The sequence below is a fragment of the Acinetobacter sp. 24-47-47 genome (assembly GCF_057737035.1).
The window spans coordinates 2636641-2661326 of record NZ_CM173216.1; the positions used below are offsets into that span (position 1 = coordinate 2636641).

Consider the following 24686-nt stretch of genomic DNA (forward strand, 5'->3'; position numbering starts at 1 on the left):
CTTTTCGAGTTGGGCATAGAGAGTGGATGCCCCCGAACCCAAAGTCAACGAATTTAATAAATTTTAGGTGCCAAATGATCGACTCAGAAGGTTTCCGACCGAATGTCGGGATCATTTTGGCAAATGATATTGGACAAGTTTTATGGGCAAAACGCATTGGTCACAATGCTTGGCAATTTCCTCAAGGAGGCATCCAATTTGGTGAAACTCCAGAACAGGCACTTTTCAGGGAACTCCGTGAAGAAGTCGGGTTATTGCCGGAGCACGTCCAAATAATTGCTCAGACCGAAGGTTGGTTACATTATCGTTTGCCACTTCGCTACATCAGATCAGATTCTGATCCTGTGTGTATCGGACAAAAGCAAAAATGGTTTTTATTGAAATTAGTCGCGTCAACGAATCATATTCAGTTGAACTTGAATGATCCGCCAGAGTTTGATCAATGGCAATGGGTCAGCTATTGGTATCCACTAGGCCAAGTGGTGAACTTCAAAAAAGATGTTTACCGTCGTGCCATGTTGGAATTGTGTATGCATCTGCCATAGCATGATTTATATTAAACATTGAATTTAAATGTTTGATTTTTATTTCGACTATTTGAATAATCACCATAATTACATCCCTTTAAGAGGAGCACCGCTACATGTCGAACATGCAATTAGACTCTTTACGGCGCATTGTCCAAGAAATCAATGCGTCTGTCAGTTTGCATGATTCGTTAGAAATTATGGTCAACCAAATTTCTGAAGCAATGCATGTAGATGTGTGCTCTATTTATTTACTTGATGAACGTAACCAACGTTACGTTCTGATGGCTTCCAAAGGCTTAAACGCTGAATCCATTGGCAATGTCTCACTGCAGCTGGGTGAGGGTTTGGTCGGACTCGTTGGGCAACGTGAGGAAATCGTCAATATCGAGAATGCGTTTAAGCATGAGCGTTTCGCGTATTTTCCAGAAACAGGTGAAGAGATTTATAACTCTTTCCTTGGCGTTCCTGTCATGTATCGTCGAAAAGTCATGGGTGTTCTCGTGGTTCAAAATACTGAACCACAAGACTTTAGCGAAGCTGCTGAATCGTTTTTAGTCACACTTTGTGCGCAACTTTCTGGCGTTATCGCCCATGCGCATGCAGTTGGAAATATTGATGTTTTCCGTAAGCCAAATAATTCTCCAACCTATAAAACATTTCAAGGATCATCAGGTGCAGGTGGTATTGCATTAGGTCGTGCACTTATTCTTTATCCACCCGCAGATTTAGGTTCAGTACCTGACCGCGAAGCTGAAGATATTAGTGAAGAGCTTGAATTACTTGATCATGCGGTTGATTCAGTTCGCCAAGAAATTCAATCACTTGATGAAAAAATGCAAGATTCTTTGATGTCTGAGGAACGTGCATTATTTAGCGTATTCTTGAGAATGTTGGATGAGAATGCCCTGCCTGCTGAAATCAAAGAGTTAATCCGTGATGGTCACTGGGCTCAAGGTGCAGTTAAACACGTTATTGATCGTCATGTGGCAATCTTTGCACAAATGGAAGACGATTATTTACGAGAACGTGTTGCAGACTTAAAAGACCTTGGACGTCGCATTTTAGCAGCACTTCAAGAAGATGATTTAAGTCACCGAGAACTGAGTAATGACAGTATCATTGTGGGTGAAGAAATCAGTACGGCAGCATTGGTTGAACTTCCTGTCGATAAGATTGCAGCGATTGTGACGTCTGAAGGGGCTGCCAATTCACATATGGTGATTGTGGCACGTGCTTTGGGTATACCGACAGTCGTTGGGGTCACCGAACTTCCGGTGACTACCCTTGATGATGTGGAAATGATTGTTGATGCCTATCAAGGACGTGTATTTATCAATCCACCACGCCGTTTACGTCAACGTTATCGTGACATCCAAAAAGAAGAAGAACAAATAGCCAAAGATCTTAAACAGTATGAAACCAAAGATGCCATCACTCCTGATGGTGTTGCAGTACGCTTATTTGTGAATACAGGTTTAATGATTGATGTCGTGCGTGGTGTACAACGTGGTGCCAAAGGTGTCGGACTCTATCGTTCAGAAATTCCATTTATGTTGCGTGATCGTTTCCCGGGTGAAGAAGAGCAACGAGCGATTTACCGTCAACAACTTAGTCACTTTGCCAATAAACCAGTCGTGATGCGTACTTTGGATATTGGTGCAGATAAAGATTTACCTTATTTCGAAATAGAAGAAGAAAACTCAGCATTAGGATGGAGAGGGATTCGTTTTACCTTGGATCATCCTGAGATTTTCTCTTCACAAATTCGTGCGATGTTAAAAGCCAGTGTCGGCTTGAATAATTTGCATATTTTGCTGCCAATGATCACCAGCGTCAGTGAAGTAGAAGAAGCGCTTTATATTATTGAGCGTGACTTAGCTGCGGTTCAGGAAGAAGAACAAGTTAAAATTAATCGTCCTAAGATTGGCATCATGGTGGAAGTACCTAGTGTTTTACTCCAAATTGGTGAGTTTGCAGAATTAGTTGATTTCTTCTCTGTGGGTTCGAATGATTTAATCCAATATTTGTTGGCAGTCGACCGTAATAACCCACGTGTATCGAGTGTTTATTCTCACTTCCATCCCTCAGTGCTTCGAGCATTGCAACGCTTAGTTCAAGAGTGTCATAAATATGACAAACCTGTCAGTATTTGTGGTGAAATGGCTGGCGATCCACTCTCAGCAATTTTACTGATGGCAATGGGCTTTAATACGCTTTCAATGAGTTCGAGCAATATTCTCAGAGTCCGTAAAGCAATTTGTCATGTTCCAATGGTCGATGCGCAAACACTTTTGGATGAAGTGGTGAAAATGAGTAATCCACTCATTGTGAAAAGTTGGATGGAGTATTATTTCCGTCATCATGGTTTAGCGGATATGGTGAAATCGAATCGTATTGTAAATGCCTAATATGAATCTCGGTTTAAGCAGAGAAAGAGCTGAGTAACAACATAATCAATTGGCTTTTTTTTTTAATCTTCATGTTGATCGTAGCGATCTCGGTAATTCTATTTCATTTATATGTTAGTAAATTAAAAAGTAGTTCAAGACCCAATAAACCTATTTCAAATTATACGCTAGATCATGGTTGAACGATGAATTCTGAACACCAAATGAGCGAATCATCATATGTAGATATAGATTATGGTGGAAGTAGTGGTGGAGCAGACTAACCTTCACGTGTTTAGGCATATAAAAAAAGGGAGATAATCATTCGAATATCTCCCTTTTTTGTGCTTGCTATAGCCACGTTTTGCATTTTTCTTACGATCTACAAAAACTTGGCTTTTGTTGACTTCATGCATATGTTTTGCCACAAAGTTGTGAATCACAACTTCTGGCAACGCTTTTTTCTTTGCCATTTTTTAATCACCTTCAGTTTATCCATCCTTCATGATGGGAAAGCGATATTACGCTTTTTTGTACATTATACAAGCAAATTCATAATGGTTTTTTCAATGACATTCATCGAATGCATACAATGTTTAAGATTAGCTCTGCCATTTTTCTATGTTAAATTGATCAAAAACTCGAGCACCCGAAGGTACTCTTACTCAGCATAGAAAGGACTAAATCTTCATTATTTCGGTAGAAGACTAAATGTACCTCGATGATGATTAAATTTTCCATCTGGCATTGCGATATTTTGGTAAATGATCTTTTGCTTTTGATCGATGATCAGTACAACATTTTCTTTAGTCGCATCATCTGTCCAATACACCATAAACTGCTCAGGTCCAACCTGTGTGGCTAAATATTCAATATTGGCAGATGTATTTTGTCCTGATGTGATATTTAAAAGACTTTGGTCTTTGAATTCAAGACGCTGCGTTTGACCATTGATGTTTAACGCCAAAGTCTGTCCAATAGCGAAGAATGGTTTGTTCAATGCTTGTTGTAAACCGATGTCCTTGATTACACCTTTGACGCCTAGTATTTTGCCTTTAAGATGAATTGTTCCATCATTCCCAGCAATGTTGGTGTAAACGATATCTCGATTATAATCTTGAATATGAACGACCTTATCTCCTGATTTATCCTCATGCCAATAAACCATAAAAATATTTTTAGCAATCTCAACAGGTGTGTATTTTACCGCTTCAGAAAGATCTGGCCCAACTGCGCCACCGGCACCTGTAAAAGTTAGGTTTTGATGGTCTTTGACATCAAGATCAAATTTCAAACTCGTAAAATCGACTTGAATTTTTTGTCCTATTGGCGGATAAGGAGATGCAACTTTCCAATCGGTTTCTTTGGCAAATACTTGTGCAGACATTTTTAGCACTTCTTCACTCGACTCAAGATCTGGATACTTTGCTTTCATATATCCAAAAATCCCTTCCGAGCTTTGATTTTCAGTAACTGCTGTTTTAAAGTTCGTTAAATACCCTTTAATCCAATCCAATGGCTTAGGTGAAAAGTCACTTTTTACATAATGACTTGGGATCACTTTTTTAGGATTTAAACTCAGTATTTTATCAAGTTGCTTCTTCCAAAGATCGATCCCTTGCACACCATTGGTATCGGCCATCCACAAATGCTCACCATAAGCGACCGAAATACCACCCAATGCCGTTTTTAAACTTGGAATCCATAGGAAACTATGTGCGGAATCTTCTGGATCAAGTTGGACTTGAATCTTTTGCCCATCTAATTCCATATATCCTGAATTTAAGGCTTCAGGAATAATAATCTTTTTAGGGGCATCGCTTTTTGCTAATTGTGGCTGCCAAACTGATAACTTATCTTCTTTAGAGGCTTGTATTAAATAGGCTGTCTGCGCGGTTGAAACAACCTTAGCATTTGGAAATGCTTTTAAAATTTCATTGGTTCCAAAATAATAGTCAGGGTCACTATGCGAAATATAAATATATTTTAAATTTTTACCTGATTTCTTCATCAGATTGACTACGTCTTTAGCGTATTGATTCTGAAATTGAGCATCGACCAAAATAGCATCTTTTTTTCCTGAAATTAAAGTTGATGCAACGGCAAAAACAGCATCCTCTCCAGGAGTATAAGTCTGCAAAGTGAGTGGAGATGGATTTGATGAATCTTTTGGACTTTTATCATCAGAATCATTACAGCCACTTAAAGCAATGGTGGTCACAAATAAACTAGTGGTTAGGAGTTTTGTCATATCAGCCTCATGAGATAAATTTATCTATGGTTCTTATTGATCTTTATTTTTTAAATAAGCTTTAAAGCAAAAGTGCCATATTTCCCCTCGTCATACTGCGGATGTGGCAGTGCAACAAGACGAATTTAAAGCTTATTGAGGTAGAAGAAGGATGAGAAGTACTTACGGTTTAGTAAGTAAAAAAATCGAATTTACAGTTAAAATATTAGACTGATTTGCAACAATAAATTCCACGATAAAAAATGTTAACTTTAGTATCTTGAACTTTGAATACCTGTTAATACAGACAATACTCACTGAACAGCCATCTCTAATTTTTTCTTATTCATGGGCTAAGGCTTCAATTGGTTTTAAGTTTGCAGCACGTTTAGCGGGCATATAACCAAAGATCAAACCAACCAGTGTTGAAAATAGCAGTGCGATAATAGCAACTGACCATGAAAATACCATCTTATAATCTGAGCTAATCGCATTAAAAATAAAACTGGCGATCAAGGCGATCGCAACACCAATAACGCCACCAATTAAACATAAAACTGCAGATTCAATCAAAAACTGAGCCTGCACATCACTTTGGCGAGCACCAACTGCTATTCGTAAGCCAATTTCCTTAATTCGCTCGGTCACAGAAACGAGCATGATATTCATCACACCAACGCCACCTACGACCAATGAAATAAAGGCTACTGCAGAAATAAAGAAAGTCATCGTTCCTAAATATTTTTCAAAGGACTTCATAGACTCATCACTGTTATATATATCAAAATCCTCCACACCATGACGAGCAATCAATAGTTGCCTCACTTTCTTTTCGGCTTTCACTGAGTCAGTATTTTGATGTAGTACCGCAGTCAGCAGATTGACATTATCACTACTTGAAATTTGTGACATCAATACATTATAAGGCATCCAAATTTGTGAAGAACCTGAGCTATATTGAGGTTCAGCGATTCCAACAACTTCATAAGAACGCTTATTAAATAACACTGTTTTACCTAAAGCTAATTTTTGCTGTCCAAATAACTTTTCAGCAGCTTGCTTATCAATCACTACGATTTGGGAACGCTGTTCAACATCGCTCTGTGTAAAAAAGCGACCATATTGAACTTTCATGTTTCTAATTTTTAAATAAAAACCATCTGCACCTGTTGCACTCACATCAATATTACGATTTTGATAAATCATGTTCCCACTTAAACTGACATGTGGAGAAACATGGATAATTTCTTTCATCTCATTGAGTGCATTTAAATCGTCCATATTTAAACGGCTGGCAGATGCAGCTAAAGCTGTTCCCCCTGGATAAATCTCAAGTGTTGCTGTTTTCAATCCCCCCCAATCATTCAAAAATTTTTCTTTTGCTCCATTACCAATCGCAATGACAATGGTGACTGAGCAAATGCCAATAATAATCCCTAGCATGGTCAAAAATGACCTTAAACGATTGGCGAAAATTGAGTGCAAAGACATTTTCATCGCTTCATACACTTGGGAAACAAAGCTGAATTTCATGTCCGCATGAAAAACTTTTGATGGAGAAACTTGCCCTAAAGATTTACGCTGCGTATCCGAAAGAATGCGTCCATCTTTAATTTCAATGACACGATCTGCACGTTCTGCAATACTTTTATCATGAGTAACTAAAATAATCGTATGCCCTTGACGGTGTAGATCTTCCAAAATTTGCAAGACCATTTCACCACTTTCAGAATCCAAAGCGCCTGTGGGTTCATCGGCTAAAATAACCTCACCACCATTCATAAGCGCGCGGGCAATACTGACTCGTTGCTGCTGTCCACCCGACATTTCATTGGGTTTATTGTCACTCTTATCAGCTAAACCGAGCTGAGCTAAAAGTTGCAGTGCTCGATCCGCACGGTTTTCTGCATTCAAATTTGAATAAATCGCGGGCAAGGCGACATTCTCTAAAGCAGATAAAGCATTCAATAAATTATAGCGTTGGAACACAAACCCAAAACTTTTTAAACGTAACGATGAAAGCTCATCATTATTCAATAAGGAAATATCTTGTCCACGAAACAGAAACTGTCCTGAAGAGGCTTGATCCAAACATCCAAGTAAATTCATTAAAGTAGACTTACCTGAACCTGATTGCCCAATAATCGAAATAAACTCACCCTGTTCAATACTGAGACTGACATCTTTTAGGATGTGTTGTTGATTATTTTCTGGACCTACAAATTTATTTATTTTTTTTAGTTCAATCAAACTCATTAAGTATCGCCTGATGTATTCGCACTATCGTCAGGTGCCTCTGCCAAAATTTTTTCACCCAACTTTAAACCAGACTTGATTTCAATATCATTTGAGTCAGAAATTCCAGTCACGACTTTTCTTGGTTGAGGTTTTGTATCAGGTTGATAGAGGTAAACCATGGCATCTGATCCATATCCAATCACCGTTGTTTTCGGAATTTTCAGCACATTCTTTTTTTGATTTACAATAATGTCATTTTGGGTTGTCATACCGATACTGAGTTTACGCTCAGGGTTGTCCACCAACATTCTTGCATAGTAGAACACTGCTGCATTCGCATTTTCATTTTTATCGTCGTAAGTTCCTTTGGTCAGGGTCGTTAAAGCAGGATCAATACTTTGAATCACACCATCTAATTTCACATTGGGGTCTGCCAAGGTGCTAAATTTAACTGGCATGTTTTCTTTTAATTTAGTGTAGTCACCTTCTGCGACCTGCATTCGGATTTCCATCTTATTCAAGTTGGCGATCGTCGCGATCAAAGGTGTCGTTTGTGCAAAGTTAATGGTTTGACCAGCTTCAACAGGCATGGAAACCACGGTACCCGTCAATGGAGAGCGAATCTGTGTGTAGCCCAATTCAGTTTGTGCTGTATTCACATTAATCTGTAATTGTTTCAGCCGATATTCATTTGACTCAACATCTGCAATCGCTTGTTTAAGCTGATTATTCGCCTGTTCGAGCTCTTCACGAGAGCCTGCTTCAGCTTTGTATAAGGTTAATTTACGCTGATAGTTTTGTTTTAAAGTTTGTAAAGTGACACGTTTCGCTGCCAAGTCTGCCTTCGCAGCTTCAAGTTCGGCTTTACTGGTATTGAGCTTGTCCAACTGTGTTGTCGAGTCAATTTCAGCGATTAATTCGCCTTTTTTTACATCCTGTCCTAACTTGATATACAGCTTTTGAATTTGACCTGAGACTTGTGCACCCACGGAGACAATATCAGATGCATAAATTTCACCTGTGGCTTTAACAATCTGCGTTAGATCACCTTGAGTGACTTCAACGGTCTGCGGTTCTGGCTGCTTTTTTTGTGACTGAATATAGAAATAAACAGAAAGAGCTAAAGCAACCAATACCACTAAGACCAAAAAATACTTTAATTTTTTTGATTTTTTTTGCATGTGCATAATGACGAATAATCTTTATTGAGGAGATAACTTTTGATCAACATGTTTTATTCACTTTAATATGATCAAAATTTAAAAATTTTTAATGACACGATTCTAGTGAATTCTATTTTTTCACACTGTCGTACTTATTTATTTTTATGTATCGATAACAGCCAACCGCATCTATGTGTTGGCTGTCTATCAGAAAAGGGTTTTGGACAATAATTAAGCGGCAAATGCTCGATTTAAAATTGAGGTCACATCTACTTGTTTAGGATCAAGCATTCCCACCACTTGACCATGAAATTTTTGATACCGCGTCGCAATAAAAGCATTGGCAATAAAATCTGGTGCATAACGTTTCAGCAATACTGCTTGAGAGAGCACAACCAAACGACTGACTAAGCTTCTCCCCATAAATTGTAAATCATCAGGTTCCTGATGAAATAATCTAAACAGTCCCTGCAACTCTTCATTAAGTATTTTGTCGTGACTTGCAGTAGATGCTAAATCTTTAAATAAATGCTCGATTGATTCAGGATCACGTGAAATAGCACGAAGCACATCGAGACACATGACATTACCTGACCCTTCCCAAATAGTGTTCACAGGTGCTTCTTTAAAGAGACGAGCCATGATGCCATGTTCAACGTAGCCATTGCCACCGAAAACTTCCATCATTTCACCAGTCATCTCTACTGCTCTTTTACAGATCCAAAATTTTGCTGCTGGTGTCATGATACGTTTCCATGCCAAACAAAGTTCGCTGTCATGTTCATAACAATGAGCCAAATGGAAACTCAACTGCACTGCCGCTTCAGTTTCTAAAGCAAGATCTGTGAGCACAGACCGCATTAATGGCTGCTCAATGAGTCTCTTACCAAATGCTTGACGTTGACGAGTATAGGCAATGCTTTGTACTAGGGCCTGACGCATAATGCCACTTGAACCTACCGCACACGTTAATCGGGTATAATTCGCCATTTCAATAATCGTTGGAATGCCGCGTCCAGCCTCCCCCATCATAATGCCCCAAGCTTCTTTAAATTCGACCTCAGAGCTGGAGTTGCTGCGATTTCCAACCTTCTCTTTGAGTCGTTGAATATGAATCGCATTTTTTGTGCCATCTTCCAACCAACGCGGAACAAAGAAACACGCCAATCCATCATGCTCAGTTTTAGCAACAACCAAATGTGCATCGCACATAGGTGCTGAAAAAAACCATTTATGCCCAGTTAGTAAATAGGCTTGTCCTCTTCCAGACCGCCCAACTGGAACAGCTGTCGTTTCATTAGCACGCACATCAGAACCCCCCTGCTTTTCAGTCATGCCCATTCCAATCCAAATCGATTTTTTCTGAGCAATCGGTAAATCGCGTTCATCATATTCAGTGGATAAAAGTTTATCTCCTAGCTTTTTCCACAGCTCAGGTTCTTTTTGAATCAATGGAATGCTGCCCAAGGTCATTGAGTTTGGACATAAGTTTCCACACTCCACTTGACCACTGAGGAAGAATTTTGCTGCCCAATCCACCCAACCAGATTCTTGAGTGAAATTTAGAAAAGGATGTGCATGAACCGCATATTTACGATTTAACGCCATCCATTTGTGCCATGAAGGATGAAATTCAACAAAATCTGCCCGCCTGCCTCGAGCATCAAAACTATGTAAAATAGGAGGATGTTTATTGGCAAGATCAGCATGGTGATAAAAGCTTTCACAACCTACGACTGCGCCAAACTCACTTAAATGGACTGAGTTTCTACTGCCATAACGCTGTAAGATTTCTTGTAAGATTGGATCTGTTGTATATAGATTGTAATCTTGAAGCTCATCAAATTGATTATGTATTTGATGTGTCATCCATGCCGACATAAACGCACCCTCTTTGGAATTTTTATCTATAACTTCATTATTTATCTTATCGAGTATAGCTTTTGAAAGTAGATTATCTAGTGCAAATGATGACCTGAATTGTCATTAAATTTTTATTAACGTCTTAATATGATCTCAGTATTGTGTTCTGCTATTGTTGCATCATCTTTCGATATTTTGCTGGTGGCATACCCTTACAGCGCTTGAATGCTCTAGAAAAAACAGATACTTCTGCATAACCCAACCGTTCAGAAATTTGATCTATTGTGAGATCAGTACCCAGCAATAAATCATCTGCCAAATCCTCACGTAAATTTTTAACCAATTGGTGAAACGTAATCCCTTCATTGGCTAAATTGCGCTGAATGGTACGAATATTGACAGCTAAAGCTTTGGATATATCTTCAATCGTCGGCATTTGTGATGCATTCTTTAATAAAAACTCGCGTATTTTTTTACTATAGTCCCCTAAGCTTTTTCGGCGTCGAAATACATGCTCACACTCTTTTTGGTAACGCATAAAAGTGAAGTCATCAGCTTGACGCAATGGGGTAAGCAACAATTCAGATTGAATCGTGATTCGACTTTGTGGTTTCTCATAGAAAATAGGATAACCAGTTAATTCTTCTATCTGATTTGCATAGCAAGGCTTGGTCATCGCTAAATCTATCTGAAATGGTAATTGAGCACCAAGAATGTCATTTTGAAGTGTGATGATGGTCGCAATATCTCTTTCTAAAATAAATAATTGCATATCAGCACTTAGGTCATGATGAAATAAATTTAAATGTGTAAATTCACCATCTTCTTGCAAAGCCACATCAGAAAAAATTGCACCTAATTTTAGATACCGTATCGCAATCAACAACGCTTCTCTGACATTGGCACTACTTAAAATTGCAAATCCCCAAGCCCCTAATGTGGTGGTGTGATGTCGAAGCCCAGCTTCGAGCGCAATGGGATGTTCATCAGAGATTAGATTCATAATATTTCTGATGATCTGTAATTCATTTCGCTCTTGGATTTCAAAATTTTCTTGATAAAGATCCTGTTTCGTCAGTTGTGTATTTTCTAGGCATTGCTCAAAAGTAATACCGTAGCTTTCTGCAACATGACATAGTACCCGAGCTGTATTCGCTTCCCTTAAAAACTTCCATGAATTAAGCATCATTATTCGCGTTTTTATTTGTCATCTAATGTCAAATTTAACTGTTTAATGATCATTCTACAAGTGAATTCAATCTCTTATATTCATAAAAAAAGAAAATGGAATTTTTATGAACATGTATGCCAATCTTGCTGAGGAACAGCAAAGCCTGGTCAATGAACTCACGGCGTTATATCAAAAAACCAAAGCCGAGATGAACGACCAAGATATTGATCATATTCGAAATGTTGCTGCATATTCAAAGGCTATAAAATTACGCAGTGATCAACTTATTCGTGAATGTGTAAGTTTAGAATCTTGGGGACGGGGCATTATTCTGGGTTGTTTACACACCCTACTCGAATTTTCAGAGCTCGGTCATAACATCATGCACGGAAGTTATGATCACCTCCCCCAAGCAACCGAGTTTCACTCAGAACGCTGGGTATGGGACTTTGTGACTGATCCTCGTGAATGGCGCGTCATGCATCATCAAAATCATCATCCATTTACCAACATCGTTGGCAAAGATCATGATTTAGGGTATTCCTTTTTAAGAAGCTTGGCAGGTCAAAGCTGGTATGGGCATCACAGTGTTCAATTGCTGATTTACAGTGCGCTGATGATCACTCCATCCTACTATTTCACACTCTATACAGCCACATCAGCAGCACGTACAGAAGGTCGAAAAATCCTTTCCAAAGAAACCTTTACTCAATCACTTCGTCTCATAAAAGCTCATGCTCAAAAACAGTTTATTGAAGCACCAGTCGCTGCAAAATGGTCAAAAAAATTACCTGTTTTTATCGGAAATTATCTTACAACAACGATAGGCTATGGTTTTTTACTTCATATCCTCTTCTTAGAACATCACGCTGAAAATTTGGAGCTTTATTCAGATCCTGGACCTGATGAGACGCAAGAAGAATATTTCATACGACAGATTAAAAGTACCACCAATTTTATCCCATATGCACCGCTGGATCAGTTTCTCAAAAAAATCCTTGATGATGAGGTCCCGTATCCAAATCCACCTCCATTTGAAATCTTTTATGGCGGATTAGATACACATCTTGAGCATCATTTATTTCCAGATTTAGCATGTAATCGTCAAAGACAAATCAAAGCTGTAGTACGTAGTATTTGTGAAAAATATCATTTGCCTTATCACAATTCACCCATGGAAAAGCTGATTCCAGCGATACCGCTCAGCCTCATTAAAAGAACTCTACCTTTTGGTAATCAAGAAAAAAATAACCCTTTCAAATTACTCATTCGACCAAAAGAATTATTAAAACGTATCAAACGAGGAATTCAATATCAGCCACTCTCAACCATGACATATTTACACAAGCCACAGTTCTATAATGCGTCGACAAAAGTTATACAAGTCGAAATACAGCTTAATGGTCAAGTCAAAACACTCAAAATGAGCAAGCCTCAAGGCTGGGAACATTTAAAATGGCAGGCAGGTGCATTTATTTCATTAAGCTTTGAAATAAATGGGCAAACTTATATTCGTCAATACAGCTTATTGCATGAAAGCCAAAGCGCAGATGGCTATTTTGAAATAGCAGTGAAACGTACACCTGCGGGCATCGTTTCTCACTATATTCATGATCATGTTCCTGTAAATACAGAGGTGACGATTGTAAGTCCACCACAATCTACACCTGATTTTGTTTTAGACGCCCTCCCGCCGAAGTTAATCTTTATCGCAGCAGGAGTCGGTATTACACCAATTTTAAGTATGTTAAGAAAATATCAGCGTATCGAAAGTAAAGCTGAAGCTCATTTGTTTTACTTTAACCACGATGAAAACTCTATTTTGTTTGAAAATGAGATTCGTCAAATCGCGGGGCATTCGAATTTGAATGTTCACTTCATCTGCTCCAAAGTTCAGAACGAGTCGACATCTGATTTACGACAAGGACGTTTTAGTCTTGAAATTTTCCAACCTTATATTCGAGATTTTAAATGCCAACACGTATATGCCTGCGCCCCTCAAGCATTAATCGATTCTGCTCGCCAACAACTTATTCAAGCAGGCGTTAAAGCAGCAGCATTTCACACAGAAAATTTTAAACCTGCTCCTCTCAGTTTTGAGTCTGATGGTGTTACACGTCGAGTGATTTTCAAAAAAAGTAATAAAAGTATCGATATTGAAGGGAATGTCACTTTACTTGAAGCCGCGCGTTGGGCTGGACTAAAACTGCCAAGCGGTTGTCGACAAGGTTTATGCAAAGCCTGTGTATGCACTAAATTGGAAGGTCAAACTCAATTAGAAGTTAATTCATCCACTATTCAACATCGCATTACCCTATGCAACACTGTGGCTCGCTCACCAATCATTGTGCTTGATGTTTAACAAAGATTCTTAAGTTAATCGCCGTCATGAAGTAATCATGCAATGCTTCATGACAGTAAGATTCAAACACTTAAACAACCAAACTTATGATTCATATCCAAAAATTACACAACCAAAACCTTACTGTAAATCATCGTTAAATCCTTTTAACTTGAACCAAATATTCTATTGGTGAATATTCAAATAAACCCTTAATTTATATGAGGGTAATTGGAATTTTATTTACAAATTAAACACTCCAATTGAACGCATCATGATTTATGATGAATTTGTAAACTCAATAAAACACACATTCTTGTCACAATGTTGCTTTAGAATGATCGAACAAAACGGTTCATGTCTCTGATATTGGAGGCGCTAGAACTTATAAAAGTGAATGCTCAGCCAACCATCAAGAAAGGCATATATTATAAATGGAGAATGAATATGAGCGATGACTCAAAAAAATGTCCTGTCACCCACTTAACAACTGATGCTGGTGCTCCTGTAGTAGACAACCAAAACAGTATGACAGCAGGTGCACGTGGTCCTTTACTTGCACAAGATTTATGGCTGAATGAAAAATTAGGCAACTTCGTTCGTGAAGTGATTCCTGAGCGTCGTATGCACGCGAAAGGTTCTGGGGCATTTGGTACCTTCACTGTTACCCATGATATTACGCAATATACTCGCGCTAAATTATTCTCTGAAATCGGTAAAAAAACCGATATTTTTGTGCGCTTCTCTACAGTTGCTGGCGAACGTGGTGCAGCAGATGCTGAACGTGATATCCGCGGTTTCGCAATGAAATTCTACACTGAAGAAGGTAACTGGGATTTAGTAGGTAATAACACTCCAGTTTTCTTCTTACGTGATGCGCGTAAGTTCCCTGACTTAAACAAAGCAGTTAAACGCGATCCTAAAACCAACAAACGTAGTGCAACCAACAACTGGGATTTTTGGACTTTACTTCCAGAAGCATTACATCAAGTGACGATTGTCATGTCAGACCGAGGTATCCCAGATGGTTACCGTCACATGCATGGTTTTGGTAGCCATACCTTCAGTTTCATTAATGCCAACAACGAACGCTTCTGGGTTAAATTCCATATGCGCACGCAACAAGGCATTAAGAATTTAACTGATGCAGAAGCTGAAGCGATTATTGCGAAAGATCGCGAAAGTTCTCAAACTGACTTATTTGATGCGATTGAACGTGGTGATTTCCCGAAATGGAAAATGTACGTCCAAATCATGCCTGAGCTAGATGCAGAGAAAGTTCCATATCACCCATTTGACTTAACCAAAGTATGGCCTAAAGGGGACTATCCTTTGATCGAAGTCGGTGAATTCGAACTTAATCGTAACCCTGAAAACTACTTCCAAGACGTAGAACAAGCTGCCTTTGCCCCAAGTAACTTAGTGCCAGGCATCAGCTTCTCACCTGACCGTATGCTTCAAGCACGTCTGTTCAACTATGCAGATGCTGCACGCTACCGTGTTGGTGTTAACCATTATCAAATTCCAGTGAATGCACCACGTTGCCCTGTTCACTCAAACCGTCGCGATGGTCAAGGTCGTACTGATGGTAACTATGGTGCTTTGCCACACTATGAACCAAATAGTTTCAGCCAATGGCAGGAACAGCCACAATATAAAGAGCCACCATTAAAAATTTCTGGTGCGGCAGATTTCTGGGATTACCGCGAAGATGACAATGACTATTTCAGTCAACCACGCGCATTATTCAATCTCATGAATGATCAGCAAAAACAGGCTTTATTTGACAATACAGCCGCAGCAATGGGCGATGCATTAGATTTCATTAAGTATCGTCATATTCGTAACTGCTATGCTTGTGACCCAGCATATGGCGAGGGTGTTGCAAAAGCATTAGGCATGACCGTAGCTGATGCACAGGCTGCACGTGCAACTGACCCAGCACAAGGAAATCCAGGCTTACTTTAATTAATATCTCCATAAAAAAACCGCTGTTATCAGCGGTTTTTTTTATTCAAACAATTAGTTTTTTACCTTCCCGAATACAATAAAACGGACTGATAAATTTAGATGCATTTTTCATCGCTTGGTGCAGATCCAACTCAGGTTGATTCCGATCTTCATCTGTCAACTGAAAAGTACGATAGTGAATCGCTAGTGAACGTTTTGCGTGTAAATCTTTATGTGCTTGGAATGCATCAGCAGGATTCATATGTAGATATTGCATCAATACTCTTGGTTCATATGCACCGATTGGCAGTAAAGCAATCCTTGGTGCACCTAAGCGCTGGTGAATCTCTTTAAAATGTTGTGCATAGCCTGTATCACCAGCAAAGTAACAATGACCATGCTCAGATAAAATTGAAAAACCACCCCATAATGCAAGGTTTTGATCACGAAGCCCTCGACCAGAACCATGTTGGGCAGGCGTGTAGACAATTTTAAAATCTTTGAATAAGGCAGACTGCCACCAATCCATCTCAATCACATGAAATGCTTTCGGCAAATAGGCTGCATTTCCTAGACCTGTATAGATCGGCATAGCAAATTTTTGATGTAGCCAATTCAAACTCGCTAAATCCATATGATCATAGTGATTATGACTGAGTAATACTGCGTGAATCTGTGGTAAATCTTCAAGTGCAATCCCTGCAGGGATAACACGTTTCGGTCCACTCCCGTGCTTTGGGCTTACATAATCCGCCCATACAGGGTCGGTTAAGAAGTTATATGGACCAATTTGAATTAAAACCGTAGCATGACCAACAAACCATACTTGCCAGTCTTCTAAATCTGCATGCGGACGAGCCTCAGGCTTAGCACGTTTGGTTTGAATAAAGTCCTGTTGCTCTTTCGCGAAATCACCTTGCCAGGTAAAGCTTTTACGAGCCATCAACCATTTATATAAATTCCATTGGTTGAGCTGTGCAGGACGTGGTTCCTGATTAACGAATCTTCGCCCATTATGGTGATCCAGTGAAACCAATTTAAGTTTTGGTTTAAACCACACATGCCGAATACAATCTTCAGTCTTTAGTTGATAGTGCAGATTAGAATCTTGCGGCTTCCGTCCAACAACAAGTGTAGACTCTGGATTACTCGAAGTCGTCGTTGGAATATCAGTCAAATTAGACATAATAAATGTAAGCACCTTAAACCGAAGCGATTTTGAAATAGTTGATTATTCAGTTATATAAATAGATTATGTTCATCATCTATTCGCATTTTTAAATTATGTTTTTAAAAGATACACTGTTCGTGTTTCATTTAAGACAACATCAATCTCAATTCCCATGAAGTGGTTATAATTTCATCAATAAATTGTGAAATAGAACACCACTCATCCCTCTATTATTCATCATATACAACTCAGACTTTCTTTTTGTTTATGATTTTGTTGTTTTTTTCTGATTTTTGATGTTTTTTTAATCACCCACAGAAATCTTAAATAGAGGAAGTTAAATTTTGTTTAGGATGTGACTTAACGCTGAACAACTGATCTCCCAAAGCTTCAACGTACTTTTCTCTACATTATTATTTTTCATAGACTTAAAGCCGAAACAATTGGTTTCAACTTTAATAGATACAATCTTTTCTAAACCTATACAAATCAGTCACTCATTCACGATGAGAGTTCGATCTTGAAATGTAAAATTTCTATCTAAGTAAGAAATTAAATGCATGTAAATTTTAAAATACATAAAAATGCTTCATTCACTAACTAAATACCAAAATACATCTACTTATTGATCAATTTCACTTATACTCATCTTTAGCAACATTAAGACATTTTTTAGATTATTCTCTGGAAGGCTATATGGAATTACGGCATTTGCGCTATTTTATTACAGTTGCAGAAGAGCTTAATTTTAGCAAAGCTGCACTTAAGCTCTACACAGCACAGCCTTCACTCAGCCAACAAATCAAAGATTTAGAAGAAGATGTTGGTGTGCGTTTACTAAATCGTACCAAACGAAAAGTTGAATTGACCGAAGAAGGCGCTGTGTTTCTGGAACAGGCGAGACTCACCATTGCTCAAGCAGAAAAAGCAATTAATATGGCGCGCCAAGTGTCTAAAGCAAAACAAAAAATGCTACGCATTGGTTTTGTGCCAGTTGCAGAAATGAAAATCTTTCCTTATGTATTACCTAACTTACGTGTTCAAAATCCCGAATTAAAAATTGAATTACAAAGCTTAAATAATATTGAGCAATTCAAAGGCATAAAGAAAGGTGAATTGGACATTACTTTTACTCGTCAACGTTTAGATTCTGAAGAGATCGAGAGTCGCTTTGTACTGCGTGAACCTTTAGTTTTTATTCTGCCTAAAGACCACCCTTTGGCAAAGTACGAACGTATTCCTGTAAAAGCGCTTGATGGCATTGATTTTGTTATTCCTTCAGATGAGCAATCTAAGACCCTGCATGACACCATTTTAGGCTTCGCTGAACAAAATGGCGTTTCTTTTAAAATTGTTCAAAAAGCTGACAATATCTTGTTTAACATTAACTCTATTGGTATTGGCTTAGGGTGTACGATTCTTCCTGGCTATATTATGCCACTTCTCTTGGAAAATAGTGTGACTCGTCCACTCGATGTAGAGCTACCTTCTCTGGATCTCTTTGTAAGTTATCGCAAGAATGCCACTGGTATTGCTGTGCAAAAATTTATGGAGTTACTTTCAAAAGTCTTTTATTTAGACTTTAATCAAAGTTCAACGTGAATAAAAAACCCGCTGAATTGAGCGGGTTTTTTATCGATGTGATTTAGCAAGCAACTGACTGATTAATCAAATTTTTTAAAAGTTGATGTAATTCATCAATGGAATCCACAACCGCAAGGGGATGATATTGCTGTAATACCTCAGGTACATGAACGCCATACGTCACCCCTACACTTGGCATACGAATATTCAATGCCATTTCAAGATCGTATGAAGTATCTCCTACCATTATCGCTTGATCTGCATTAAAACCAGTTTCGGCTAAAATGTCAGCCAACATCAACGGATCTGGTTTTGATTTTGTTTCACTGGCTGCACGTGTCGCTGAAAACAAACTCACACTCTGAGTTTGCCCCAGTACTCGATCTAGCCCCTTACGACTTTTTCCTGTCGCAACAGCCAAATGAATTCCTGATTCTTTGAGATCATGCAACATTTCAGCCACACCATCAAACCAACGATCATGTTTCGAGTGCTCAACATAATGCGCTGAATAAGATTGTAAAATTGCCTCGTGTAAATCAGGAACCTGAGGAAATAAAACTTGCGCAACTTCAGGTAATCCTAAGCCAATAATGCTTTTAGCATCCTCATCAGTCAAAGGTTGATTAAATTGTTTAGCGGCAAATTTTAAACTTTCAACAATTTGACCCACTGAATCAAACAAAGTGCCATCCCAATCAAAAATAATGAGTTTTACCGCTGATGTCATATTTTGTATCCTAATTTTGATCGGGCAGATGCCACTTAAATATCATCGTGACATATTAAGATCCCATCGTTGCATGACCTCGTCATGACACAACGATTCAATCTTTACACAACCACTGAGACGCAATCAGTCTTGTTGAGACTGCACTACAGGTTTATCCGCTTTTTGTGCGCGAAGTTGTGCAACCAAACTTTGCATATCCTCAGGCAAGGGTGCTTCAATTACTGGATATCCTGGAATCTCTAAGCGCATTGCGTGTAAACATAAACGACGTGGTTTAGGTCCACGATATTCCGTCTCATGCCCGTACTTTTCATCACCCACCAAGGGATGACCAATACTGAGTCCATGTACGCGAATTTGATGTGTACGACCAGAAAGCGGTGATGCATACACGAGTGATGCATGCATAAAGCGTTCTGCTACCTTCCATTGGGTTTTTGAAGGCTTTCCTTCTTTAGATACACGCACTCGACGTTCACCATTGGCTAGCTCATAGCGATGTAATGGTGCATCGATTAATTGGGAATCTAGTGTTACTTGGCCTTTCACCACAGCAGCATAAGTTTTTTGAATCTTGTGTTCACGAAGCATATCTTGAAGTGTTTTTAACACGCTCCGCTTTTTAGAAATCATCACCAAGCCTGAAGTATCACGGTCAATACGATGGATCAATTCTAAATATTTTTTCCCTGTCGCTGCGCGTAAGCCTTCAATTAAGCCATACGCAACACCACTTCCACCGTGCACCGCAATCCCAGAAGGTTTGTTCACCACTAAAAGACCTTCATCTTCATAAATCACACGGCTTAACAAGCCCTGCGCGACTTTGTCTGATACTGGAGCTTGAGATTCATCTTTTTGTTCATAACGAATCGGTGCAACACGGATTTGATCGCCAATATTCAATTTAGTTTCCGCTTTCACACGCTTTTTGTTGACCCGCACCTGACCTTCACGAATTAAACGATAGATTCGACTTTTCGGTACTCCTTTAAGACGAGCGAATAGAAAATTGTCGATGCGTTGCCCCAATTGGTGCTCATCCACTTCAAACCAAGTGACGCTTTGCCATTCTTGCGTAGAATTCATACAGTTACGTTGACCTAAAAAAATACTAAATTCGATTAAAAACTGATCATTTAGACTACCCAATTGACTAGAAATGTCTGTGTAGCCCATAGGCAGATGATCTAAGGTTTGCTATAGTCAGCGCACGGATACCGCCGTAAGTGAACATTTGTTTAGAGATTTCAAAATTTTGAAATTCAAACTAAATTTTTGTTTAGCATAAACTCGGAATGGTCCCAAAAGAATATGCCAACGCCGAAGGCTTATTATATCGGCAAAAAGACAAACTGTTGCGTTTAATTGTGCTTTTGCACATAAATCAGTTTGTTTAAAAAAATATGTCGCCAACAAATTATGTTGGTTTTTAAACGTTAACTGATACACATCAGAATGGTCGCAACCTGATTTCTCATTCAGGCTATAACGTTAGATGCATTGGATCTGCACAATTTGTAAAGATACGACGATAATTCCGTATCAAGACACTCTATCAAAAAATTGAAGAGATGATCTTCGAGCAATGTGACAGTGAAAGTAACGAACATCCAATGCACCGTTAGTCCGCCAGTGAATGTTCAGGCTTCTTTAATCAGTGACAGGATTAAAGCCGTATTGCCATCATCAATACGTGAATCAAAATACCGAAGCCCATCAATAAAGGCCGGTAATACACTTAGATCAATCTAATTATGGTGATCTAGGAATTGATCCATGCGGGTTGATGTTCGCTACGTAAATCGCGATGTTTTGCTTGTGTATCACTATTAGGTGTTACACCCATGAAACGTATGTTGATCAATGCAACACATGCCGAAGAAGTTCGCGTTGCACTCATCACTGGTCACCGTCTTTACGATTTCGATTTAGAAAATCGTACTCGTGAACAAAAGAAAGCCAATATCTACAAAGGTCATGTGACTCGCGTTGAGCCATCTCTTGAAGCTGTGTTTGTAGAATATGGTGCAGGCCGTCAAGGCTTCCTTTCAATGCGTGAAATCGCAAACTCATATTACAAAGCTGACCCTCGTCAAACTTCAAACATTCGTGAGTTAATCACTGAAGGTACTGAACTTTTAGTTCAAGTTGAAAAAGAGGAACGTGGCAACAAAGGCGCTGCTCTCTCAACTTTTATTTCCCTTGCTGGTCGTTACTTGGTCTTAATGCCAAACAACCCGAAAGGTGGTGGTATTAGTCGTCAAATTTCTGGTTCAGTTCGTGAAGAATTGAAAGAAATGTTGGCGTCTTTAAATGTACCTCGTGGGATGAGCGTGATTGTACGTACTGCAGGGATTGGTCGCTCACAAGAAGAGCTGCAACTTGATCTTCAGCACCTTCTCGATCTTTGGGCACGCATCCAAAGTACAGCAAATTCTGGACCTTCTCCAATGTTGGTTCATCAGGAAGCTGGTGTAGTTACTCGTGCAATTCGCGACTATTTACGTGATGATGTTGCAGAAATTTTAATTGATTCTGAACAAGCTTATAACGAAGCCTATAACTTTGTTAAAGCCGTGATGCCGAACCAATTAGACAAGTTAAAAACATATACTTTGAATGAGCCTTTATTTGCTCATTTTGGTATCGAAAGTCAAATTCAAACAGCTTACGAGCGTGAAGTGAAACTTCCTTCTGGTGGTTCAATTGTCATTGACCAAACAGAAGCATTGGTTTCGATCGATATTAACTCTGCAAAATCTACTCGTGGTCACGATGTAGAGGAAACTGCGCTTAGTACTAACTTAGAAGCAGCAGAAGAGATCGCTCGCCAACTTCGCTTACGTGATATCGGTGGTCTGGTCGTGATTGACTTCATTGATATGACCAAAGAACGCAATCAACGTATGGTTGAAGCGAAACTGCGTGAATCAACTCAAAGTGATCGTGCACGTATCCAGTTCGGTCAATTGTCTCGTTTCGGCTTAATGGAAATGAGTCGCCAACGTTTACGCCCTTCTTTAGAAGAAGCGACTGGCTATGTATGTCCACGTTGTCATGGCACAGGTATGGTTCGTGACTTGCGTTCTCTTTCACTTTCAATCATGCGTAAAGTTGAAGAAATTGCACTTCGTGAGCGTCAAGGTGAAGTTCAAGTAGAAGTTCCTGTTGAAATTGCAGCATTCCTTCTCAATGAAAAACGTCATAGCCTCGTATATTTGGAGCAAACTTCAAATGTACGTGTGACTGTACTCCCTCACCCGCATTTAGAAACGCCACATTACGAAATCTCCTATAATCCTGAAGGCTTTGCACCAACCAGCTATGAACGTACTGAAGCGACTCGTTCTAGTGAAAAAGAGTTGGGTTATGAGTCTTCAGAATGGCACTTAGAAGAAGAGCATACAGCTCCACCTACGCATGCCCCTGTAACGCAGGAAAAAGGCAATAAGCGTCATAAAAACAATCAAAATGCTACACAACCTACGGTAGCACAAAAAACTGCCCCAGCAGTAGCTGCTCCAGCAACTAGCCCATGCGCATGGTTAGAAAATCTTTTTGTTCAAAAACAAGCGAGTACGATTGACCAATCGCGTACGGCTAACTCTGCAGCGGCTGCAATTGAACAAATGGTGAACGGTGGTGCAGTAAGTCGCGGTCAATTCGGTCAAATTGCACCTGTGACACCTGTGGCAATTGAAGCATCTGCACCAGTTGAAACAAATGCGTATATTTCACATACGCCTGTTGCGAAAAATGATACACGCGACCAAGAACGTCAAGCTGAAAAAGACGAGCGTCCACAACGTCATAACAAGAAAAATCGCAATAAGCAACGTGACACACGCGAAGTTAACGCAGATCAACATGTGATTGAAGAAGTTGTACAGGCACCTCGCCATGAACAACGTCAAGACAATCGTCATGAGTCACGCAATGAAAACCGTCATGAGCAACGCCAAGAACAGCGTGATCAGAAACGTCATCAAAAGCGCCCTCAACAAAACGAGACAGCTTTCGAAGCACAAACTGAACAAGCTGTGCCACGTCGTGACCGTAATGCACAACGTCCACAACGTCCAAATCGTCACCGCGATCAAAGTGTATTAAATCAAGAGCAATCTTCAGCACCTGTTGCTCTAGAAGCTCAAGTTAAAGTTGATTTAATTGATGTACCTCGTAATGATGAGCTTAAAACAGCGTTAGTGGTTAATGTTGATCAAGCACAAAGTGAGATTGTTGCATTAACGCCTGAAGTAGCAGCACCTGTAGCAACTGCTCCAGCACCTGTTGTGACAGACGCTGAAGTGTCAGCACCTCAAGTGGAAATTACGGTTGATGAACCTGTCATTGAAGCTGAGGTTAAACCTCAACAAGCACCACAACGTGCAAGTAACGACCCACGTCAACGTCGTCGTAACAAGCATCAACATGACCAGAAAGCAAAATCAGATGCGCCGAAGCTTCGCCCTTCACAAGTGCCAGCTTTAGCACAACATACGGTTTTAAGTTTAATTCAACATGTTTATGGTGCGGATTGCTCTGTATTGATTGAGCAGTTTGGATTAATTCCAACCTTCAATCGCGCATTGCAAAAGTTCACTGAACAGTATGCAGCGAGTTTAAATACTCAATCTACTGAACCTGCTACTGAGAAAAAACCAGTAACACGTGATGTCGCTGTTCAACAAGCTCCAGCTGAAAAAGAGCCTGCACCTGTGTTGGACTTAACACCTCCAAAACCAGTGTCTGATAAGCGTGTTGCAAACGATCCACGTGAGCGTCGTCGTCTTGCAAAACTTGCAGCAGAGCAAGCAAAACAAGCGCGCCTTGAAGAAGTTGCAGCACTAGAAGCCGTGAAAGTTGAAGCACCTGTTACGGATGCTCCACAAGCAGCTGATGCAACATCTGAAGTTGCACATCAAGAAACAGCAACACAGACTGCTGAAGTGACTCAATCTGAAGTGAAGACTGAAGAAAAAGTTCAAACTTCTTCACAACAGCAACCTGAAGAAAAATCTTCTGAATCAACTGAAGTTGCGTCTACAGAAGCAGAAACTGCGAAAGTTGAAGTGGCGGAAGTTGCCGTAAGTGCTGAAGATAAATCTGCACAAGCTGAAGCAGATAAGGATGATGCAGAACAGCAGGAAGAAGATAAACCTGTTCGTCCGCGTCGCCCTCGTGGTCGCCCACCAAAAAAAGCAACACCATCAGCTGAGTAATTTGCTTAAACTACATTAGCTTTTGACAAACCTAGTCATTACGGTGGCTAGGTTTTTTTGTTATGGTCTTTAAAGTTTTGACTGAAAAATCCTGTTCAGA

Annotated in this window: 15 protein-coding genes; 6 read left to right on the forward strand and 9 right to left on the reverse strand. The window is 39.5% G+C overall.

Annotated features, from left to right (window positions below; all coding sequences use genetic code 11):
• Positions 1 to 74 precede the first annotated feature (74 nt).
• Both AC1M9E_RS12360 and ptsP read left to right on the forward strand, forming a co-directional pair.
• A complete protein-coding gene (locus tag AC1M9E_RS12360; protein ID WP_035264177.1) occupies positions 75 to 545 on the forward strand; it encodes an RNA pyrophosphohydrolase in 471 nt (156 codons plus the stop codon).
• Between the two features lie 98 nt (positions 546 to 643).
• Positions 644 to 2938: a phosphoenolpyruvate--protein phosphotransferase gene (gene ptsP, locus AC1M9E_RS12365; protein WP_481587333.1), complete on the forward strand. Its 2295-nt coding sequence runs from the start codon at positions 644 to 646 to the stop codon at positions 2936 to 2938.
• Positions 2939 to 3204: 266 nt separating this feature from the next.
• Here the strand turns inward: ptsP and AC1M9E_RS12370 are convergent, their stop codons facing one another.
• From AC1M9E_RS12370 to AC1M9E_RS12395, 6 genes are all read right to left on the reverse strand, one after another.
• On the reverse strand, positions 3205 to 3390 hold the full coding sequence (locus AC1M9E_RS12370; protein ID WP_035264181.1) for a DUF7230 family protein: 186 nt from the start codon (positions 3388 to 3390) through the stop codon (positions 3205 to 3207).
• 218 nt (positions 3391 to 3608) lie between these two features.
• Positions 3609 to 5168 carry a MoaF-related domain-containing protein gene (locus AC1M9E_RS12375; protein ID WP_488224829.1) on the reverse strand — a complete coding sequence of 520 codons (1560 nt, stop codon included), beginning with the start codon at positions 5166 to 5168 and terminating at the stop codon, positions 3609 to 3611.
• Positions 5169 to 5489: 321 nt separating this feature from the next.
• Positions 5490 to 7403, reverse strand: coding sequence for an ABC transporter permease (locus AC1M9E_RS12380; protein ID WP_481596207.1), 1914 nt, complete (start codon positions 7401 to 7403; stop codon positions 5490 to 5492).
• On the reverse strand, positions 7403 to 8572 hold the full coding sequence (locus AC1M9E_RS12385) for an efflux RND transporter periplasmic adaptor subunit (protein ID WP_481607304.1): 1170 nt from the start codon (positions 8570 to 8572) through the stop codon (positions 7403 to 7405). The genes AC1M9E_RS12380 and AC1M9E_RS12385 overlap by 1 nt, the downstream gene beginning before the upstream one ends.
• A gap of 207 nt (positions 8573 to 8779) precedes the next feature.
• The gene (locus tag AC1M9E_RS12390; protein ID WP_481607303.1) at positions 8780 to 10429 is read right to left on the reverse strand and encodes an acyl-CoA dehydrogenase family protein; all 1650 of its coding nucleotides are present in this window, start codon (positions 10427 to 10429) and stop codon (positions 8780 to 8782) included.
• Positions 10430 to 10580: 151 nt separating this feature from the next.
• Positions 10581 to 11597, reverse strand: coding sequence for an AraC family transcriptional regulator (locus AC1M9E_RS12395; RefSeq protein ID WP_481607302.1), 1017 nt, complete (start codon positions 11595 to 11597; stop codon positions 10581 to 10583).
• A 109-nt stretch (positions 11598 to 11706) separates the two neighbouring features.
• Here AC1M9E_RS12395 and AC1M9E_RS12400 point away from each other — a divergent pair, with 109 nt between their 5' ends.
• Together AC1M9E_RS12400 and AC1M9E_RS12405 are read left to right on the forward strand one after the other, a co-directional pair.
• Complete coding sequence (locus tag AC1M9E_RS12400; protein ID WP_488224830.1) at positions 11707 to 13944, forward strand: fatty acid desaturase; 2238 nt, start codon at positions 11707 to 11709, stop codon at positions 13942 to 13944.
• A gap of 426 nt (positions 13945 to 14370) precedes the next feature.
• Entirely contained in the window at positions 14371 to 15891 is a 1521-nt protein-coding gene (locus AC1M9E_RS12405) for a catalase (RefSeq protein WP_035264193.1), read from the forward strand.
• Between the two features lie 46 nt (positions 15892 to 15937).
• Here AC1M9E_RS12405 and AC1M9E_RS12410 read toward each other — a convergent pair whose 3' ends face one another.
• Complete coding sequence (locus tag AC1M9E_RS12410; RefSeq protein ID WP_180028632.1) at positions 15938 to 17059, reverse strand: MBL fold metallo-hydrolase; 1122 nt, start codon at positions 17057 to 17059, stop codon at positions 15938 to 15940.
• A 681-nt stretch (positions 17060 to 17740) separates the two neighbouring features.
• Here AC1M9E_RS12410 and hcaR point away from each other — a divergent pair.
• Positions 17741 to 18646 (forward strand): DNA-binding transcriptional regulator HcaR, encoded by a 906-nt coding sequence (gene hcaR, locus AC1M9E_RS12415; protein WP_035264195.1) that lies wholly within the window; start codon positions 17741 to 17743, stop codon positions 18644 to 18646.
• 43 nt (positions 18647 to 18689) lie between these two features.
• Here hcaR and AC1M9E_RS12420 read toward each other — a convergent pair whose 3' ends face one another.
• Together AC1M9E_RS12420 and AC1M9E_RS12425 are read right to left on the reverse strand one after the other, a co-directional pair.
• Positions 18690 to 19358 carry an HAD family hydrolase gene (locus tag AC1M9E_RS12420; RefSeq protein ID WP_481588640.1) on the reverse strand — a complete coding sequence of 223 codons (669 nt, stop codon included), beginning with the start codon at positions 19356 to 19358 and terminating at the stop codon, positions 18690 to 18692.
• Between the two features lie 126 nt (positions 19359 to 19484).
• A complete protein-coding gene (locus tag AC1M9E_RS12425) occupies positions 19485 to 20450 on the reverse strand; it encodes an RluA family pseudouridine synthase (protein WP_481588736.1) in 966 nt (321 codons plus the stop codon).
• Between the two features lie 758 nt (positions 20451 to 21208).
• Here AC1M9E_RS12425 and AC1M9E_RS12430 point away from each other — a divergent pair.
• Positions 21209 to 24586 (forward strand): Rne/Rng family ribonuclease, encoded by a 3378-nt coding sequence (locus AC1M9E_RS12430; protein ID WP_488224831.1) that lies wholly within the window; start codon positions 21209 to 21211, stop codon positions 24584 to 24586.
• The last annotated feature ends 100 nt before the right edge of the window (positions 24587 to 24686 follow it).

Excerpts from the sequence above, each read along its gene's own strand:
- AC1M9E_RS12430 (WP_488224831.1), top strand. The coding sequence starts at position 21,209 with ATGAAACGTATGTTGATCAATGCAACACATGCCGAAGAAGTTCGCGTT.
- AC1M9E_RS12385 (WP_481607304.1), bottom strand. The coding sequence starts at position 8,572 with ATGCACATGCAAAAAAAATCAAAAAAATTAAAGTATTTTTTGGTCTTA.
- AC1M9E_RS12375 (WP_488224829.1), bottom strand. The coding sequence starts at position 5,168 with ATGACAAAACTCCTAACCACTAGTTTATTTGTGACCACCATTGCTTTA.
- AC1M9E_RS12360 (WP_035264177.1), top strand. The coding sequence starts at position 75 with ATGATCGACTCAGAAGGTTTCCGACCGAATGTCGGGATCATTTTGGCA.
- AC1M9E_RS12420 (WP_481588640.1), bottom strand. The coding sequence starts at position 19,358 with ATGACATCAGCGGTAAAACTCATTATTTTTGATTGGGATGGCACTTTG.
- hcaR (WP_035264195.1), top strand. The coding sequence starts at position 17,741 with ATGGAATTACGGCATTTGCGCTATTTTATTACAGTTGCAGAAGAGCTT.
- AC1M9E_RS12370 (WP_035264181.1), bottom strand. The coding sequence starts at position 3,390 with ATGGCAAAGAAAAAAGCGTTGCCAGAAGTTGTGATTCACAACTTTGTG.
- ptsP (WP_481587333.1), top strand. The coding sequence starts at position 644 with ATGTCGAACATGCAATTAGACTCTTTACGGCGCATTGTCCAAGAAATC.
- AC1M9E_RS12410 (WP_180028632.1), bottom strand. The coding sequence starts at position 17,059 with ATGTCTAATTTGACTGATATTCCAACGACGACTTCGAGTAATCCAGAG.
- AC1M9E_RS12390 (WP_481607303.1), bottom strand. The coding sequence starts at position 10,429 with ATGTCGGCATGGATGACACATCAAATACATAATCAATTTGATGAGCTT.
- AC1M9E_RS12395 (WP_481607302.1), bottom strand. The coding sequence starts at position 11,597 with ATGCTTAATTCATGGAAGTTTTTAAGGGAAGCGAATACAGCTCGGGTA.
- AC1M9E_RS12380 (WP_481596207.1), bottom strand. The coding sequence starts at position 7,403 with ATGAGTTTGATTGAACTAAAAAAAATAAATAAATTTGTAGGTCCAGAA.
- AC1M9E_RS12425 (WP_481588736.1), bottom strand. The coding sequence starts at position 20,450 with ATGAATTCTACGCAAGAATGGCAAAGCGTCACTTGGTTTGAAGTGGAT.
- AC1M9E_RS12405 (WP_035264193.1), top strand. The coding sequence starts at position 14,371 with ATGAGCGATGACTCAAAAAAATGTCCTGTCACCCACTTAACAACTGAT.
- AC1M9E_RS12400 (WP_488224830.1), top strand. The coding sequence starts at position 11,707 with ATGAACATGTATGCCAATCTTGCTGAGGAACAGCAAAGCCTGGTCAAT.